13 protein-coding genes are annotated in these 14482 nt (G+C 69.6%); 5 read left to right on the plus strand and 8 right to left on the minus strand.

Annotated elements, in window-relative coordinates; all coding sequences use genetic code 11:
- Positions 1-7: 7 nt before the first annotated feature.
- On the plus strand, positions 8-1870 hold the full coding sequence (locus ACWEOO_RS18390) for an exo-alpha-sialidase (protein ID WP_452143996.1): 1863 nt from the start codon (positions 8-10) through the stop codon (positions 1868-1870).
- Here ACWEOO_RS18390 and ACWEOO_RS18395 read toward each other — a convergent pair.
- From ACWEOO_RS18395 to ACWEOO_RS18405, 3 genes are all read right to left on the minus strand, one after another.
- Positions 1832-3061: a deoxyguanosinetriphosphate triphosphohydrolase gene (locus ACWEOO_RS18395; protein WP_452143997.1), complete on the minus strand. Its 1230-nt coding sequence runs from the start codon at positions 3059-3061 to the stop codon at positions 1832-1834. The two genes, ACWEOO_RS18390 and ACWEOO_RS18395, sit on opposite strands and share 39 nt — an antisense overlap.
- A gap of 48 nt (positions 3062-3109) precedes the next feature.
- Positions 3110-3532, minus strand: a complete 423-nt coding sequence (locus ACWEOO_RS18400) for a nuclear transport factor 2 family protein (RefSeq protein ID WP_363714110.1) — start codon at positions 3530-3532, stop codon at positions 3110-3112.
- A gap of 75 nt (positions 3533-3607) precedes the next feature.
- Positions 3608-4210: a dihydrofolate reductase family protein gene (locus tag ACWEOO_RS18405; RefSeq protein WP_452143998.1), complete on the minus strand. Its 603-nt coding sequence runs from the start codon at positions 4208-4210 to the stop codon at positions 3608-3610.
- Positions 4211-4283: 73 nt separating this feature from the next.
- Between ACWEOO_RS18405 and ACWEOO_RS18410 the strand changes: the two genes are divergently transcribed.
- A complete protein-coding gene (locus tag ACWEOO_RS18410; RefSeq protein ID WP_452143999.1) occupies positions 4284-4823 on the plus strand; it encodes a winged helix-turn-helix domain-containing protein in 540 nt (179 codons plus the stop codon).
- Positions 4820-6073 carry an MFS transporter gene (locus ACWEOO_RS18415; RefSeq protein ID WP_363714115.1) on the plus strand — a complete coding sequence of 418 codons (1254 nt, stop codon included), beginning with the start codon at positions 4820-4822 and terminating at the stop codon, positions 6071-6073. The genes ACWEOO_RS18410 and ACWEOO_RS18415 overlap by 4 nt, the downstream gene beginning before the upstream one ends.
- On the opposite strand, the gene ACWEOO_RS18420 is transcribed toward ACWEOO_RS18415, so the two are convergent.
- On the minus strand, positions 6013-6639 hold the full coding sequence (locus ACWEOO_RS18420) for a TetR/AcrR family transcriptional regulator (RefSeq protein ID WP_359932368.1): 627 nt from the start codon (positions 6637-6639) through the stop codon (positions 6013-6015). The genes ACWEOO_RS18415 and ACWEOO_RS18420 overlap by 61 nt on opposite strands.
- Before the next feature lie 83 nt (positions 6640-6722).
- On the opposite strand from ACWEOO_RS18420, the gene ACWEOO_RS18425 reads away from it, so the two are divergent.
- Entirely contained in the window at positions 6723-7604 is an 882-nt protein-coding gene (locus ACWEOO_RS18425) for an alpha/beta hydrolase (RefSeq protein ID WP_452144000.1), read from the plus strand.
- Here ACWEOO_RS18425 and ACWEOO_RS18430 read toward each other — a convergent pair.
- Positions 7569-9095, minus strand: a complete 1527-nt coding sequence (locus tag ACWEOO_RS18430) for a helix-turn-helix domain-containing protein (protein WP_355688876.1) — start codon at positions 9093-9095, stop codon at positions 7569-7571. The genes ACWEOO_RS18425 and ACWEOO_RS18430 overlap by 36 nt on opposite strands.
- 163 nt (positions 9096-9258) lie before the next feature.
- On the opposite strand from ACWEOO_RS18430, the gene ACWEOO_RS18435 reads away from it, so the two are divergent.
- Positions 9259-10479: a hypothetical protein gene (locus ACWEOO_RS18435; RefSeq protein WP_452144001.1), complete on the plus strand. Its 1221-nt coding sequence runs from the start codon at positions 9259-9261 to the stop codon at positions 10477-10479.
- Positions 10480-10507: 28 nt separating this feature from the next.
- Here the strand turns inward: ACWEOO_RS18435 and ACWEOO_RS18440 are convergent, their stop codons facing one another.
- The 3 genes from ACWEOO_RS18440 to ppdK all read right to left on the minus strand — a co-directional run bounded on the left by ACWEOO_RS18440 (position 10508) and on the right by ppdK (position 14253).
- Positions 10508-10786, minus strand: coding sequence for a YciI family protein (locus ACWEOO_RS18440; RefSeq protein WP_452144002.1), 279 nt, complete (start codon positions 10784-10786; stop codon positions 10508-10510).
- A gap of 275 nt (positions 10787-11061) precedes the next feature.
- Positions 11062-11505: a class I SAM-dependent methyltransferase gene (locus ACWEOO_RS18445; RefSeq protein ID WP_452144003.1), complete on the minus strand. Its 444-nt coding sequence runs from the start codon at positions 11503-11505 to the stop codon at positions 11062-11064.
- Between the two features lie 93 nt (positions 11506-11598).
- Positions 11599-14253 carry a pyruvate, phosphate dikinase gene (ppdK, locus tag ACWEOO_RS18450; protein ID WP_452144004.1) on the minus strand — a complete coding sequence of 885 codons (2655 nt, stop codon included), beginning with the start codon at positions 14251-14253 and terminating at the stop codon, positions 11599-11601.
- Between the last annotated feature and the right edge of the window lie 229 nt (positions 14254-14482).

Consider the following 14482-nt stretch of genomic DNA (forward strand, 5'->3'; position numbering starts at 1 on the left):
GAGAGCCATGCGCGTACTCATACCGGCCCGTCTCGCGGCCGCCGCCCTGCTGCTGTTCAGCAGCCTCACCGCCCCGACCGCTCACGCCGGCGAAGCCGCCCCCTTCGTCGAGGACAACGTGCTGTTCCAGCAGAAGACTCAGGGCTACTCGTGCTTCCGGATCCCGGCCGTCGTGCACGCGACGAACGGCGACGTCCTCGCGTTCGCCGAGGGTCGCGTCGCGGACTGCGGCGACGACGGCGACATCGACATCGTGCTGCGCCGGTCGACCGACGGCGGCAGGACGTGGGGCCCGTTGCAGGTGGTGTCCGACGGCAACGGCAGCACGCACGGCAACCCCGTGCCGATTGTTGACAATCAGACGCGCCGGATCGTCCTCGTGTCCACGCACAACGGTCCGGAGCCCTGCACGAACGGCTGCGACCGCGACCCGTACGTCCAGACCAGCGACGACTTCGGCGCGACCTGGACCGCGGCCCGCGAACTGACCGACGCGAAGCTGCCGAGCTGGAACTTCTGGTACGCCACCGGCCCGATGCACGGCATCCAGCTCGAGCACGGCCCGCACGCCGGCCGGCTGATCGTCGGCGCGAACTTCGAGACGTACGACGGCGTGGGGCCGCATGTCTACGGCACCCACCTGCTGTACTCCGACGACGCGGGCGAGACCTGGCACATCGGGGCGACGACGTCCCGCGACGACGGGACGGTGATCGCGCAGGAGGTCACTGTCGTCGAGCGCACCAACGGGCAGATCTACGCGCTGGCGCGGGAACGCGGCACCGATCCCGGCAACCGCGCGTACGCGATCAGCAGCGACGGCGGCGCGAGCTTCGACGCGCCGTTCCGGACGATCCCGCGGTTGGCGATGCCCGACGTCCAAGGGTCGCTGCTGCGGTTCGGCCCGCACCGGATCCTGTTCTCGGCGCCGGCCCATCCGGCCGCGCGCGAGGTGATGACCGTGCGGTCGTCGTACGACGAGGCGCGATCGTTCGGCACCTGGGAGCAGGGCAAGGTCTTCCACTGGGGCCCGTCGGCGTACTCGGACCTGGTCCGGCTCGACGGAGATCAGGCCGGGCTGCTGTACGAGGCCGGCGTCGCGAACCCGTACGAATCGATCCGCTGGGCGCGCTTCAACGAGGCCTACCTGTCGACGCAGAACGGGACGCCGCCGGGGATCCCCGGTCCGCCCGCGCCGGGGCCGTTGACGCCTGACACCGGCCCGGCGGACAACCCGGCGTACGTGCGCGGCGGGGCGACTGTTGCCGCCGGCAAGTTCGGGAACGGGCTCGCGCTGGACGGCGTCGACGACTACGTCGAGGTGCCGTACGACCGGTCGATCGATCTCGGCGCGGACGACTTCACGCTGATGACGTGGATTCGGTACGGCGCGACGACCGGTTCGCACGCGATCCTCTGGGCGTACCGGACCGGTTCGGGCAGTACGCCGCAGGTGTGGTTGCGGGCGGAGCCTGAGAGCAAGCGGATCCGCGCGCTGTTGTCGGTCGATCGGTTCAACGTGACGGTGCAGTCGGCGTCGGCGTACAACGACGACCAGTGGCATCACGTCGTCCTGCAACGGGCCGGCGGGAAGCTGCGGCTGGTGATCGACGGCGCCGAGGTGGGCTCGGCGACGGCACCGGCCGGCTCGGTCACGGCGGGCAAGGAGTTCGGTGTCCAGGGCATCCACGTCGGCCAGCGCGTCGACGGCGCCAACCGCTTCCACGGCACCCTCGACGAGCTCCGCGTCTACCGCCGGGCACTCACCGACGCCGAGCTCACACAGATCCGCCTGACCAACAAGCCCAGCGACAACCGGCTGGGACTCGACCTACCGTTCGACGAGGTGGGCGTGCCAGGCCTGGGCTGAGGGGTCGGTGAGGGAGGCGACCTGGTCGATGACGACGCGGAGGCGGGCGTTGTCGTCGGCCGCCTCCGCGAAGTCGGACCGGAACGGCGCGTCCAGGTGCCGCGGCGCCGTTTTGCACAGGGCGTCCACGAGCTCGGTGAGGAGTTCGCGCTGGGTGGCGCGGCGGGCCTGGCGTTCCGGGGAGTTGAGGACGTGGAACATGCCGACGCCCTTCAGCAGCCCGATCTCGGTACGGACGCCGTCCGGGACGACCAGATCGGCCTCGTAGCGGATCAGCCGGGAGCGGCCGAAGACGGCATGGGTCGCCTGCTCGGCCGCGGTGGCGAATCGACCGATCAGCTGACTGGTGAGGTCCTTCAGCCCGCCCAGCGCCCGCCGGCTGTCGTCGAACGCCGCCCCGGGCCAGTAGTGCAACGACTTCAGCCGCGCCCAGCCCTCGTCCAGCTCGGCGTCGGTTGCCTCCGGCAAGTACATCTGCCGGACCGTCTCCCAGTACGGCGCCGGCTCCGCGTCGACCGCGGCGAGATCGATGTGGTGCGCGACGATCCCGTCCTCGACGTCGTGCACCGAATACGCCACGTCGTCGGCGAAGTCCATCACCTGCGCCTCCAGGCAACGCCGCTCCCCCACGCCCGGACGCAACCAGGTGAAGACCGCGAGATCGTCGTCGTACACCCCGAACTTGCGCTCGCCGGCGCGCCGCGGCCACGGGTACTTCGTCGCGGCGTCGAGGGTCGCCCGGCTCAGGTTGAGCCCGACACTGCGGCCTTCGGCGTCGAACGTCTTCGACTCCAGCCGGGTCAGCAGCCGCAGCGTTTGCGCGTTGCCCTCGAAGCCGCCGATGTCCGCGGCGACCTGGTCCAGCGCACGCTCGCCGTTGTGCCCGAACGGCGGATGGCCGAGGTCGTGCGACAGGCAGGCGGCGTCCACGATGTCCGGATCGCAGCCGAGCGTCGCCGCCAACTCACGGCCGATCTGCGCGACCTCGAGGCTGTGCGTCAACCGGTTCCGGACGAAGTCGTCGCTGCCTGCCGTCACGACCTGCGTCTTGGCCGCCAGCCGGCGGAGCGCCGCACTGTGCAGCACCCGCGCGCGATCACGAGCGAAGGCCGTCCGCCCCGGCCTCTTGACCGGCTCGGCGACCCATCGCTCGGCATCATGCTCGTCGTACCACTCGTGCTGCTTCCTCATCACCGCTCACAGTAGCGGCGCCCACTGACATTTAGGGGCCGGACCGCGTCAGCCCCAGCCGCCCTGAACCATCGTCTGGAACTTCCACTCGCCGGCGACCTTCACGAGCAGGTCGCCGTACCGGATCGGCTGGGTGTGGCCCTGGTACGTCATCGTGCCGTCGCTGATCACGAACACCAGGTCCGCGGACAGGAAGTGCGGCGTCCGCGTGGTCTCGAGCCGCACGTCGGCGGCGCCGCTCATCACCTGCGCCATCTGCGCGACGTACGCCGCCCGGTCGAGCTGCTCGGCCCGCCCGTTGCCCTTGCCGTCGTCGGACACCTCGTTCAGCGGGAACAGCGCGACGTCGGCCATCCCCTCGTAGTCCTGCTCGGCGGCCAGCGCGTCGTACCGCTCGAACCACGCGAGCACGCTCGCCACGTCCGCCGCGCTCGGCTCGAATCCACCCGTTGTCGGCACGTTCTCGGTCAATCCCGCTCCTCACTCGCTGAAACTTCGTACACTGTACCCAGTTCAACGGCGGGACCGAGTCCGAAGTTCCCGGCGTCAGCGAGAAACGCAGTACCGGGTCCAGATGACGCCGTCGCGGAACACCTCGGTGCCGGCGTGACGCAGGTCGAGGCGGCCGGTGTCGTACCAGCGGTCGCCGCCGATCAGCACCGGATGGACGAGCAGGGCGAGCTCGTCGACCAGGTCGAGCGCCAGGCAGGTTCTCAGCAGTACGCCGGACGAATCGACCCGCACAGTCCGCACCCCGCGGCGACCCATGGCGTCCAGCGCCTCGGCAAGGTCGACCCGGTCGTAGCCGGTGATCAGCTCGGGCGTCGTCGCATCCGGCGGGCGCTCCGGCGTCTGGTCGGCATACAGCGCGAGGACGCCGGACCAGTACCCGAGCTCGCGCAACAACTCCCAGCTCCGGATCCGCGCTTGCTCGTCAACCACCGCGAGCAGCGGACCCTCCGCGCGGGGCCCGCGCCGCGGCGCCGCGAGCAAGGCGTGCTCCTGGGCGAGGATCGCGCCGGCGTCGATCAGCGTCACGTCCTCCTGCCACAGCGTCGCCAGCGCATAGAACCGCGCGAGGTCGACGTCGAATCCCGACGCCACCCCGTCCAGCGAGACCGCCAGCTGAGCCACCACATGAGGCCGCATAGCGCCCAACCTAGGGACGGCCACCGACAGAATCCTGTTGCAGAGACTCCTCTGCAGAGATTACTCTGCATTCATGCGGCGGATTGATGCCCGGAGTCTGCGCGGACTCGCCCACCCGCTCCGGATGCGCATCCTGGAGGCGATCGAGCTCGACGGGCCGGCCACATCGAGCACGCTGGCAGCGCGGCTCAGCGAGAACACCGGGACGATCAGCTGGCACCTGCGGCTGCTCGCCGAGCACGGCTATCTCGAGGAGGAGCCCGACCGTGGCACCAAGCGGGAGCGCTGGTGGCGCATCCCCGGCCGCACCGTCCTGGACCCGGCCGAGTTCCTCGAGGACCCGGAGACCCGGCGTGCGCTCGACGTGTACCTGCGAGATCTGGTCGATCGCTACTACGACCGCGTCCGGACGTACGTCGACGAAGACTGGCCGGCCGAATGGCAGCACGCAGCCGGGCTCTCTGACTGGCGCGACCTTCGCCTGACGCCGGAGCAGCTGCACGACCTCAACGAGGAGATCGGGGCCGTCATCGACCGCTACACCGAAACCGCCCCGGCCGAAGGATCGGAGCGCGTGATCGTCCAACTGCAGTCGTTCCCGCGCCGCTCATGAGTCTGCTGCGCACGCATCGCGACTTCCGGCTGTTCTGGGCCGGCGAGACGATCAACCGCTTCGGCAGCGCCACCTCGTCGGTCGCGCTGCCGCTGGTGGCGATTTCGATGCTCGACGCAACGACCTTCGAAGTCGGCCTGCTGACGGCGGCCTCCTGGGCGCCGTGGCTCCTGATCGGACTGCCGACCGGCGCGTGGATCGATCGGGTCCGGCGGCGTCCGGTCATGCTCGCATCCTCGGCGGTCTCGGGGCTGCTGCTCGCCGCCGTACCGCTGGCGGGCGAGCTGCTGACGATCCAGTTGCTGCTGGTGGTCGCCGGACTGGTCGGAGCCGCGGGAGTCGTGTTCCAGACGGCGTACACCGCCTATCTCCCGACACTGCTCGATCCCCCGGATCACGCCGAGGGCAACGCCAAACTGCACGGGAGCGCGTCGGCCGCGCAGATCGCCGGTCTCGGGTGCGGCGGTCTGCTCGTCCAGTTCGCCGGGGCTGCGAACGCGTTGCTCGTCGACGCAGCCAGCTTCCTGGTCGCCCTCGGCTGTCTCGCGGCGATCCGCTTCCGGGAGCGTCGCACGGACGTCCCTCGCCGGGCCGGCGCGATCCGCGAAGGCATCAGACTCGTCGCGCACGACGTCTGGCTGCGGACCCTGACGATCTTCGGCGCGGTCTCGAACCTCGCCCTGATGGGCTATCAGGCGATCGTCGTCGTCTTTCTGGTTCGCGAGGCCGGGCTCACCGCGGCGACGGTCGGCACGCTGGTCGCGGCCGCGTCGAGCGGCGGCGTCGCCGGCGCGTTCGTCGGCCGCCACACCCTACGGTTCGGTACGGCGCGGGCGCTGCTGCTCTGCGAGCTCGGCCTGCCGACGCTTGCGCTGCTCATCCCCCTGGGCGCGCGGAGCCCGTGGTTCTATCTGGTCGGCGCGTTCGGGGTGAGCCTGGGTGTGGTCGGCGGCAATGTCGTCAAGGCGACCTTCCTGCAGTCCTACTGCCCACCCGACCTGTTCGGGCGGCTCACCGCGACGACCGCGTTCGTCAACTACGGCACCATCCCGCTCGGCGCACTGCTCGGCGGGACGCTCGGTCAGTACTTCGGCCTGACAACGGCACTCTGGATCACGACCGCCGGCGTACCACTGGCGGGACTCGTCCTGCTCGCGTCACCGATCCGTCGGCGCCGCGACCTCCCGACTCACCAGGGCACCGGCGTGCCGGGGACGACAGCCGACGCCAACCGGATCCGTACCGCCTGACGCGCGCGGTCGTACCCGTTCTCGTCGTTGTGCAGGATCGAGGCGAGGTTCGCGGCCTCGTAGTACGCGTTCAGGTCGAACGCGAGCTGCGCCGGGTCGTCGGCGAGCTCGCCGCGCTCCACCGCCTCCGCGACCGCGGTCTCGATCAGATCCATCCACTCCTGATGGACGGCGGCGAGGTACTCGTGCACTGCGCCCCCGCGCGCGGAGAACTCGTGCGAGACCTTCTGGAAGAAACAGCCGCCCGGGAACACGCGGCTCCGCGAGTAGTCCAGCCAGTGCCGGCTCAGCGCCCAGACCCGCCCGAGCCCGGGCTCGATCTCGTACGCCGGGACCACCACGTTGTCCGCGTAGATCCGGCGCGCGGCCCGGACGGTCGCCAGCTGCAGCTCCTCCTTGGACCCGAAGTGCGCGAACAGACCGCTCTTGCTGATCCCGAGCTCGGTCGCGAGCCGCCCGATCGACAGCCCCTCGAGTCCGTCGACCGACGCGATGTCGACCGCACGACGCAGAACGGCACGACGCGTCTGGTCACCGCGCGCCAACCGTCCGTCCACCTTCTCCACGAGTCCCGATCCTAAGTCCATTGACTGCTAGCCTGATGGAAACTAATAATACGACCGTTCGTATAGTTTCCGGAGGGGTTTCCATGCAGAAGCTGGTCAGCGTCGGATTGCAGACAATCGGAGTGTTGTCGCCGCGACTCGGCGGACGGCTCGCGTTCAAGCTCTGGCGCCGCCCGCTCGCCCGCGGCCGGGTCCGCGGGGACGAGCAGCTGGTCCACGACGCCGCGCGGGTGGAGATTGTCGACAATGTGAAGACCTACGCGTGGGGCGACGGACAGCGCCCGGTGCTCCTGGTCCACGGCTGGCGCTCCCGCGCCTCGCGGTACGCCGGATTCGTCACGCGCCTGCTCGAGCTCGGCTACAGCCCGGTGTCGTACGACGCTCCTGCGCACGGGGACTCCGACGGCGAGGTGGTGTCGATCCTCGGCCACCAGCGGATCATCCGCGCGCTGGAGGAACGCCACGGGCCCTTCGAGGGCGTGATCGCCCACTCGCTCGGCGTACCGTTCGCGCTCTACGCCGTCCGGGAGGGCGTCGCGGCGAAGCGGCTGGTGATGATCAGCGGCATCGCGGACTTCGGCTACCTGGCGGACGCGTTCTGCGCCGAGCTCGGACTGGGCCCGCAGATCAACCGGGAACTGCGGCGGTCGATCGAGCGCGGCTACTTCGACGGCGACGGCGGGATCTGGACCCGGTTCTCGGTCACCACCGGGAAGGCCGAGCTGCTGGTGATCCACAACGACGAGGACGACGTCGTGGACCCGGCGCAGGCCGGCCTGCTGCTCCGCAACTACGGCGAGCGGGCGCACTTCCTGCCGACGACCGGCCTCGGCCACCGCAGGATCCTCTCGGACCCCGCGGTGATCGCCGAGGCGGTCGCCTTCCTCCAGGACTCAGCCCAGGACTCAGCCCAGGACTCGGCCCAGGACTCAGATGTCCCTGAAGGTCTCGATCTGAGCGCCTAGCGAGTTCAGCCGGGTGGCGAGGTCCTCGTAGCCGCGGTTGATCACGTAGACGCTGCGCAGCACCGACGTGCCCTTCGCGGCCATCATCGCGATCAGCGTGACGACGGCCGGCCGGAGCGCCGGCGGGCACATGATCTCGGCGCCGGAGAAGTGCGTCGGCCCCTCCACCATCACCCGGTGCGGGTCGAGCAGCTTGACCCGGCCGCCGAGCTTGTTCAGGTCGGTCAGGTAGATCGCGCGGTTCTCGTACACCCAGTCGTGGATCAGCGTCTGCCCGGTGGCGGTCGCCGCGATCACCGCGAAGAACGGCAGGTTGTCGATGTTCAGGCCCGGGAACGGCATCGGGTGGATCTTGTCGATCGGCGCGTGCAGCTTCGACGGCCGGGTGGTCAGGTCGACGAGCCGGGTACGGCCGTTCTCGGCCAGGTACTCCGCGCTGCGCTGGTAGTCGAGCCCCATCTCCTCCAGCAACGCGAGCTCGATCTCGAGGAACTCCACCGGCGCCCGCCGGATGGTGATCTCGGACTTCGTCACGATCGCGGCGGTGAGCAGGCTCATCGCCTCGATCGGGTCCTCCGACGGCGCGTAGTCGACGTCCACGTCGATGTCGGGCTTGCCGTGCACGGTCAGCGTGGTGGTGCCGATCCCGTCGATCCGCACGCCCAGCAGGTCCAGGTAGAAGCACAGGTCCTGGACCATGTAGTTCGGGCTGGCGTTGCGGATCACCGTGACGCCGTCGTGCCGTGCGGCGGCCATCACCGCGTTCTCGGTCACGGTGTCGCCGCGCTCGGTCAGCACGATCGGCTTGCCCGGCGCGATCGCCCGGTTGACCAGCGCGTGGTACTGCCCGCCGGTCGCCTTCACCTCGAGCCCGAACGGGCGCAGCGCGGTCAGGTGCGGCTCGACGGTGCGGGTGCCGAGGTCGCAGCCGCCGGCGTACGGCAGCTCGAAGGCGTCCTCGCGGTGCAGCAGCGGGCCGAGGAACATGATGATCGAGCGGGTCCGGCGGGCCGCGTCGGCGTCCATCGAGCCGAGGTCGAGGTGCGCGGGCGGCACGATCTCCAGGTCGCCGGCGTCGTTCAGCCAGGTGGTCCGCACGCCGATCGAGTTCAGCACCTCGAGCAGGCGGTTGACCTCTTCGATGCGGGCCACCTTGCGCAGCGTCGTCCGGCCCTTGTTCAGCAGCGAGGCGCAGAGCAGCGCGACACCGGCGTTCTTGCTCGACTTGACGTCGATCGCGCCGGAAAGCCGCCGGCCGCCGGCCACGCGAAGGTGGACCGGGCCGCCGCCGAGAGAGACAATTTCGGAGTCGAGTGCTTCGCCGATCCGGGCGAGCATCTCGAGGGTGAGGTTCTGATGACCCTTCTCGATCCTGTTCACCGCACTCTGGCTGGTGTTCAGCACTTCCGCGAGCTGCGTCTGCGTCCAACCGCGATGCTTGCGGGCGTCCCGGATGAGATTTCCGATCCGGCTCAGGTAGTCATCGGTCATGCCCCGGACCATATCTCACATATGAGATATCACTGCATCGACCCGCCGGTGCCAGCGTAGCGAACGTCACTCGAGGACCGGACAGGACCCATGTGACCTGGTGAAACGCCCGCAGCCTACAGTTACCCCCAACTCCCGCCGCCACCCGGAGAGGACCCACCAGATGCCCGACGACACCTCCGCCGGCGTGGTCAGCGAGTTCGAGGCTGAGTCATGGCCGCTGGAGGCGGCCGCGGACAGCTTGCACCAGGTCATCGAGGGGTTCCACAACGGCGACACCAGGCCGCTGGTGATCGGCGACGGCGACCAGCCGGTGCTCGTGGTGCTCGCGATCGCCGACCTGGCCGACTTCCGGGCCCGGATCGCGGAGCTGCTCGGCAACCCGGTGGACGCCGGCTGGCTGCGGTACTACCTGCGCTCGAACTTCGACATGAGCTCGGAGCGCCTCGTCGAGCTGCTCGGCGTCGACGCGGACCACGGCCTGTCGTCGCTGGCCAGCCAGGTGAACGTCGAGCAGGCCGCGACGCTGATGCCGGACCACCTGCGCCGTACCGAAGCCGGCGGGAACCCGCTGATGCTGATCGGCGACGGGACGATGGCGACCGCGGCGCTGCTGTCCTTCCAGGCCTTCCAGGTGCTGCTCGCGATGGACGGCGACGGCAAGACCGAGGACGACTCCTGCGCGCACGACGACGAGGAGAAGCCGACGACGCCGCTCGAGGTGCTCGCCGAGCGGATCGGCCCGGTCTCGACGCAGCTGGTCGCGCAGATCAACGCCGGCCGCGAGCCGGGCCTCCCGCGGTACGAGCTGCACTTCGAGGACGAGCTGATCGAGCACCTGCGCGATCTCGAGGCGCGCGCGCAGAAGACGCCGGGCGGCGGGGCGTACGACGAGCTGAACAGCCTGCTGCACCAGTTCGACCGGATGCGCAGCGGCCTGGTCCAGGCGGAGGCGGCCGACGAGCCGGACGAGGCGCCGTACCTCGAGGCGACCGATCTCAAGGCGGCGATGCCGGACATCCGGGACGCGTTCCGCGAGGGCGCCGACGATCCGTACCTGGTCGGCCTGGACGGGCGGCCGGTCGCCGGGCTGATCTCGTTCGACTTGTACGAGGAGCTGCAGAAGGTCTCGGTCGACCTGGGCGGCACCGACGAGGCGCCGGTGCTCCCGCTGCCCGAGCCGCGCTGGGAGAACGGGCCGCGGCTGCTGCCGTTCGACGTCGCGCTCGAGATGTGCGAGGCGGTCATCGAGGACCTGACCAACGGCGAGGCCTCGATGCTGTTCATCGCCGACGAGGACGACGAGCCCGAACTCGTCCTGGCTCCCCTGGCCTGGCTCTGGGCGTACGTCGACCACCTCGACCTGGAAAGCGCCGAGGCCTGACAGCCGGGCAGCTCGCCTCCCTGCAGCGTTAGCTGAACGGGAAGAGCGGCTGCCACTCGGCGAGGGTGCCGATCTCGTAGACGCCGGCCGGGGTGTAGGGGTCCTTGGCGAGGATGTCGCGGAGCTCGGCCTCGTCGGCGACGTCGTACACGAGCAGCGCGCCGGTCTGGTCGGTGAACGGGCCGGCGGCCACGAGCTTGCCGGCCGCCTTCAGCTCGGCGAGGTACTCGCGGTGGGCCGGACGGACCTCCATCCGGCGGTCGGTCTCGGCGACGTCGAAGCGCAGCTGCACGACAAATTGGGCCATGCGCAGAACTCTACAAGGCCCTTGGAAACAAGAGGATTTGGTGCGGGAGAGGGAGCCACGAGCCGCCACAGCGGCTGGTTCAGGTCAGACCCGAAAGTCGACGAGTGATCTCCCTTCCCGCCCGGATATTCCACCAGCCGGCCGGCCGCTACGCAAGGGTTTGGTTAAGGGAATTTCTACGGACAGTTGATTCACGTAACGCTTCGTGACCGACCGCCCGGTTGCGTCGAGGTGAGCGCCGATGCAGTCGTACAGTCCGTCACGCCGGTCCGTTGTCAAGGCCCGGTGACCCGAATACGAGGACAGAAGTTCGAGATACTCGGCCGTCGAATAGTCCGCATCCCAGACAAACCTGCGGGACTGCACAGACCCGAAAAGCCCTGTTTTCGCAAGGTCTGCCGGATCCTCCGGTACGTCGTCCGCGGCCGCAGCAGGTCCACGCAACGCTGGACACGCGTCTGCGGGTCGAGCCAGTGGAACGCGGTCGCCGAGATGACCAGGTCGTACGACGGCGGCGGGAGCGGCCAGGTGTCGAAGTCCGCGACGATCACCTCGGTCGTGGGGAGCTTCTGCCGCAGAACCCCCGCGAGCCCCGGGCTCAGTTCAACGGCTGTGACCTGCCAGCCGCGTTCGAGCATGGCGGCGGTTGCCTGGCCGGTGCCGGGTCCGATCTCCAGGACCTTCGGGCAGCCGCAGGTTAGCGGACCTGTGCCACTCATCAACCTGTCGTTTCGGCGGCGGTCGACGTCCGGCTGAGCGTGACTCGCCGGCGCGCTCGATGGTTGGTGAGTGGCGTAGGTCCGCTCCGGCGGTCAGTCCAGCGTCGCCCGGCCGGCCTCGAGGCGCGCCACCGGGATGCGGAACGGCGAGCAGGAGACGTAGTCGAGGCCTGCCTCGTGGAAGAAGTGGATGCTGTCGGGGTCGCCGCCGTGCTCGCCGCAGACGCCGAGCTTCAGGTCCGGCTTGGTCGCCCGGCCACGGTCCACCCCGGTGCGGACCAGCGCGCCGACGCCCTCGCGGTCGATCGACTCGAACGGCGACACCGCGAAGATGCCCTTCTCCAGGTACCGCGAGAAGAACGCGCCCTCGACGTCGTCGCGGCTGAAGCCCCAGGTGGTCTGGGTCAGGTCGTTGGTGCCGAACGAGAAGAAGTCGGCCGCCTCCGCGATCTGGTCCGCGATCACCGCGGCCCGCGGCAGCTCGATCATCGTCCCGATCGGGATCTCCCCGGCCATGCCGGCCTCGGCGAGCACGCGTTCGACCTCGTCGCGGGCCAGGTGCAGCTCCTGGATGGCGCCGACCAGCGGGATCATGATCTCCGGCCGCGGATCCTTGCCGCGCCCGCGCAGCTCGACGGCCGCTTGGGCGATGGCGCGGACCTGCATCGCGAACAGACCGGGGATCACCAGCCCGAGCCGCACGCCGCGCAGGCCGAGCATCGGGTTCTGCTCGTGCAGCCGCTCGACGGCGGCCAGCAGCTTGGCGTCGTGCTCCGGCTCCTCGCCGCGCTCGCGCGCCACGGCGACCTTGACTGCCAGCTCCTCCATCGACGGCAGGAACTCGTGCAGCGGCGGGTCGATCAGCCGGATCGTCACCGGCAGCCCGTCCATCGCGTCCAGCAGCTCCACGAAGTCCCCGCGCTGCAGGGGCTCCAGCTCGGCCAGCGCGGTGTCCCGGTCGGCGTCGTTGTCGGCGAGGATCAGCCGCTCGACGGATTCGCGCCGCTCCCCCAGGAACATGTGCTCCGTCCGGCACAACCCGATCCCTTCGGCGCCGAACCGCCGCGCCCGCGCCGCGTCGTCCGCGGTGTCCGCATTGGTCCGGACGCCGAGTCGCCGGACCTCGTCGGCATGCGTGATCAGGCGGTGCACCGACGCGACCAGCTCGTCGCCGGCGTGGGGCGCCAGCGTGCCCTCGAAGTACTGCACGACCGGGGACGGCACGACCGGAACCTCGCCGCGGAACACCTCGCCGGTGGTGCCGTCGATCGAGATCAGCTCACCGGCCTCGATCACCGTGCCGTTCACCTTGATGGTGCCCTGGGCAACGTTCACGTCGAGCTCCTCGGCGCCGCAGACACAGGTCTTGCCCATGCCGCGGGCGACCACGGCCGCGTGCGAGGTCTTGCCGCCGCGGCTGGTCAGGATGCCCTGCGCCGCGATCATGCCGTGCAGGTCGTCCGGGTTGGTCTCGCGCCGGACCAGGATCACCTTCTCGCCGTTCTCCGCGGCCTCGACCGCGGCGGCCGACGTGAACACGACCTTGCCCGACGCCGCACCCGGCGACGCGCCGATCGCCTTGGTGATCCGGTCCTTGCCGGCGTCGGCGTCGAACCGCGGGAACATCAGCTGCGCGAGCTGCGCGCCCTTGACCCGCCGCAGCGCCTCGTCGGTGTCGATCACGCCCTCGTCGACCAGGCTGGTCGCGATCCGGAACGCGGCCGCCGCGGTCCGCTTGCCGACCCGGGTCTGCAGCATCCACAGCTTGCCGCGCTCGACGGTGAACTCGATGTCGCACAGGTCTCGGTAGTGGCCTTCGAGTGTGGCCATGATGCCCATCAGCTCGTCGTACGACGTCTTGTCGATCTGCTCGAGGTCGGCGAGCGGGACCGTGTTGCGGATACCCGCCACCACGTCTTCGCCCTGCGCGTTCTGCAGGTAGTCGCCGTACACACCCTGCTGGCCGCTCGCGGGGTCGCGGGTGAACGCGACGCCGGTGCCGGAGTCCATGCCGAGGTTGCCGAACACCATCGAGCAGATGTTGACCGCCGTGCCGAGGTTGCCGTCGATGCGTTCCTGGCGGCGGTAGAGGACTGCACGCTCGGCGTTCCAGGAACCGAAGACGGCCGCGATCGCGAGGTCCATCTGGGTCCGCGGGTCCTGCGGGAACTCGCGGCCGGTGTGGTCGTGCACGGCCCGCTTGAAGGTCTCGACCAGCGCCTTCAGGTCGTCGGCGTCCAGATCGAGGTCGGTCCGTGCGCCCTTCGCCTCCTTGGCGGCGTCGAGCGCCTCCTCGAACACCTCGCCGTCCATGTCGAGCACGGTCTTGCCGAACATCTGGATCAGCCGCCGGTACGCGTCCCAGGCGAACCGGGGGTTGCCGGACTGGTGGGCCAGCCCGTTCACCGAGTCGTCGTTGAGGCCGACGTTGAGGACCGTCTCCATCATCCCGGGCATCGACGCGGCCGCGCCGGAGCGCACCGAGACCAGCAACGGGTCGTCGGCCTGGCCGAGCTTCTTGCCCATCTTCTGCTGCAGCAGGTCGACGTGCCGGTCGATCTCCTCGGCCAGCTCAGCCGGCACCGCGCCGGTCTCCAGGTACGCACGGCAGGCGTCGGTGGTGATGGTGAACCCCGGCGGCACCGGCAGGCCGAGGTTGGTCATCTCGGCGAGATTCGCGCCCTTTCCGCCGAGCAGCTCCTTCATGTCCTTGTTGCCTTCGGCGAAGTCGTAGACGAGTTTCGGCACGGTCACTCCCTGGGTTGCAGGCGGGTGTTTGCAGCGTGTTTCAGGCACGGGAAGATGGCCCGCTGGCCCGTCGACTCCGGCGGCGGGGGCGTGCTTTCAGAGTAAGCCCAAAAATCAGTCCAGTTGAACACTGGTCTCACTATCGCGACGTGACGCTTCCCACAGCTCGAAGGCCGGAAAACCCTTACAGCGTTGACAACGCAGGACAACCGACCCTGTTTCCAACGAT

Source organism: Kribbella sp. NPDC004138, assembly GCF_053603655.1.

Bases quoted from the DNA above. Each gene is read 5' to 3' on its own strand.
- ACWEOO_RS18390 (WP_452143996.1), top strand. From the start codon at position 8: ATGCGCGTACTCATACCGGCCCGTCTCGCGGCCGCCGCCCTGCTGCTG.
- ACWEOO_RS18395 (WP_452143997.1), bottom strand. From the start codon at position 3,061: ATGAGGAAGCAGCACGAGTGGTACGACGAGCATGATGCCGAGCGATGG.
- ACWEOO_RS18405 (WP_452143998.1), bottom strand. From the start codon at position 4,210: ATGCGGCCTCATGTGGTGGCTCAGCTGGCGGTCTCGCTGGACGGGGTG.
- ACWEOO_RS18410 (WP_452143999.1), top strand. From the start codon at position 4,284: ATGCGGCGGATTGATGCCCGGAGTCTGCGCGGACTCGCCCACCCGCTC.
- ACWEOO_RS18415 (WP_363714115.1), top strand. From the start codon at position 4,820: ATGAGTCTGCTGCGCACGCATCGCGACTTCCGGCTGTTCTGGGCCGGC.
- ACWEOO_RS18425 (WP_452144000.1), top strand. From the start codon at position 6,723: ATGCAGAAGCTGGTCAGCGTCGGATTGCAGACAATCGGAGTGTTGTCG.
- ACWEOO_RS18430 (WP_355688876.1), bottom strand. From the start codon at position 9,095: ATGACCGATGACTACCTGAGCCGGATCGGAAATCTCATCCGGGACGCC.
- ACWEOO_RS18435 (WP_452144001.1), top strand. From the start codon at position 9,259: ATGCCCGACGACACCTCCGCCGGCGTGGTCAGCGAGTTCGAGGCTGAG.
- ACWEOO_RS18440 (WP_452144002.1), bottom strand. From the start codon at position 10,786: ATGGCCCAATTTGTCGTGCAGCTGCGCTTCGACGTCGCCGAGACCGAC.
- ACWEOO_RS18445 (WP_452144003.1), bottom strand. From the start codon at position 11,505: ATGAGTGGCACAGGTCCGCTAACCTGCGGCTGCCCGAAGGTCCTGGAG.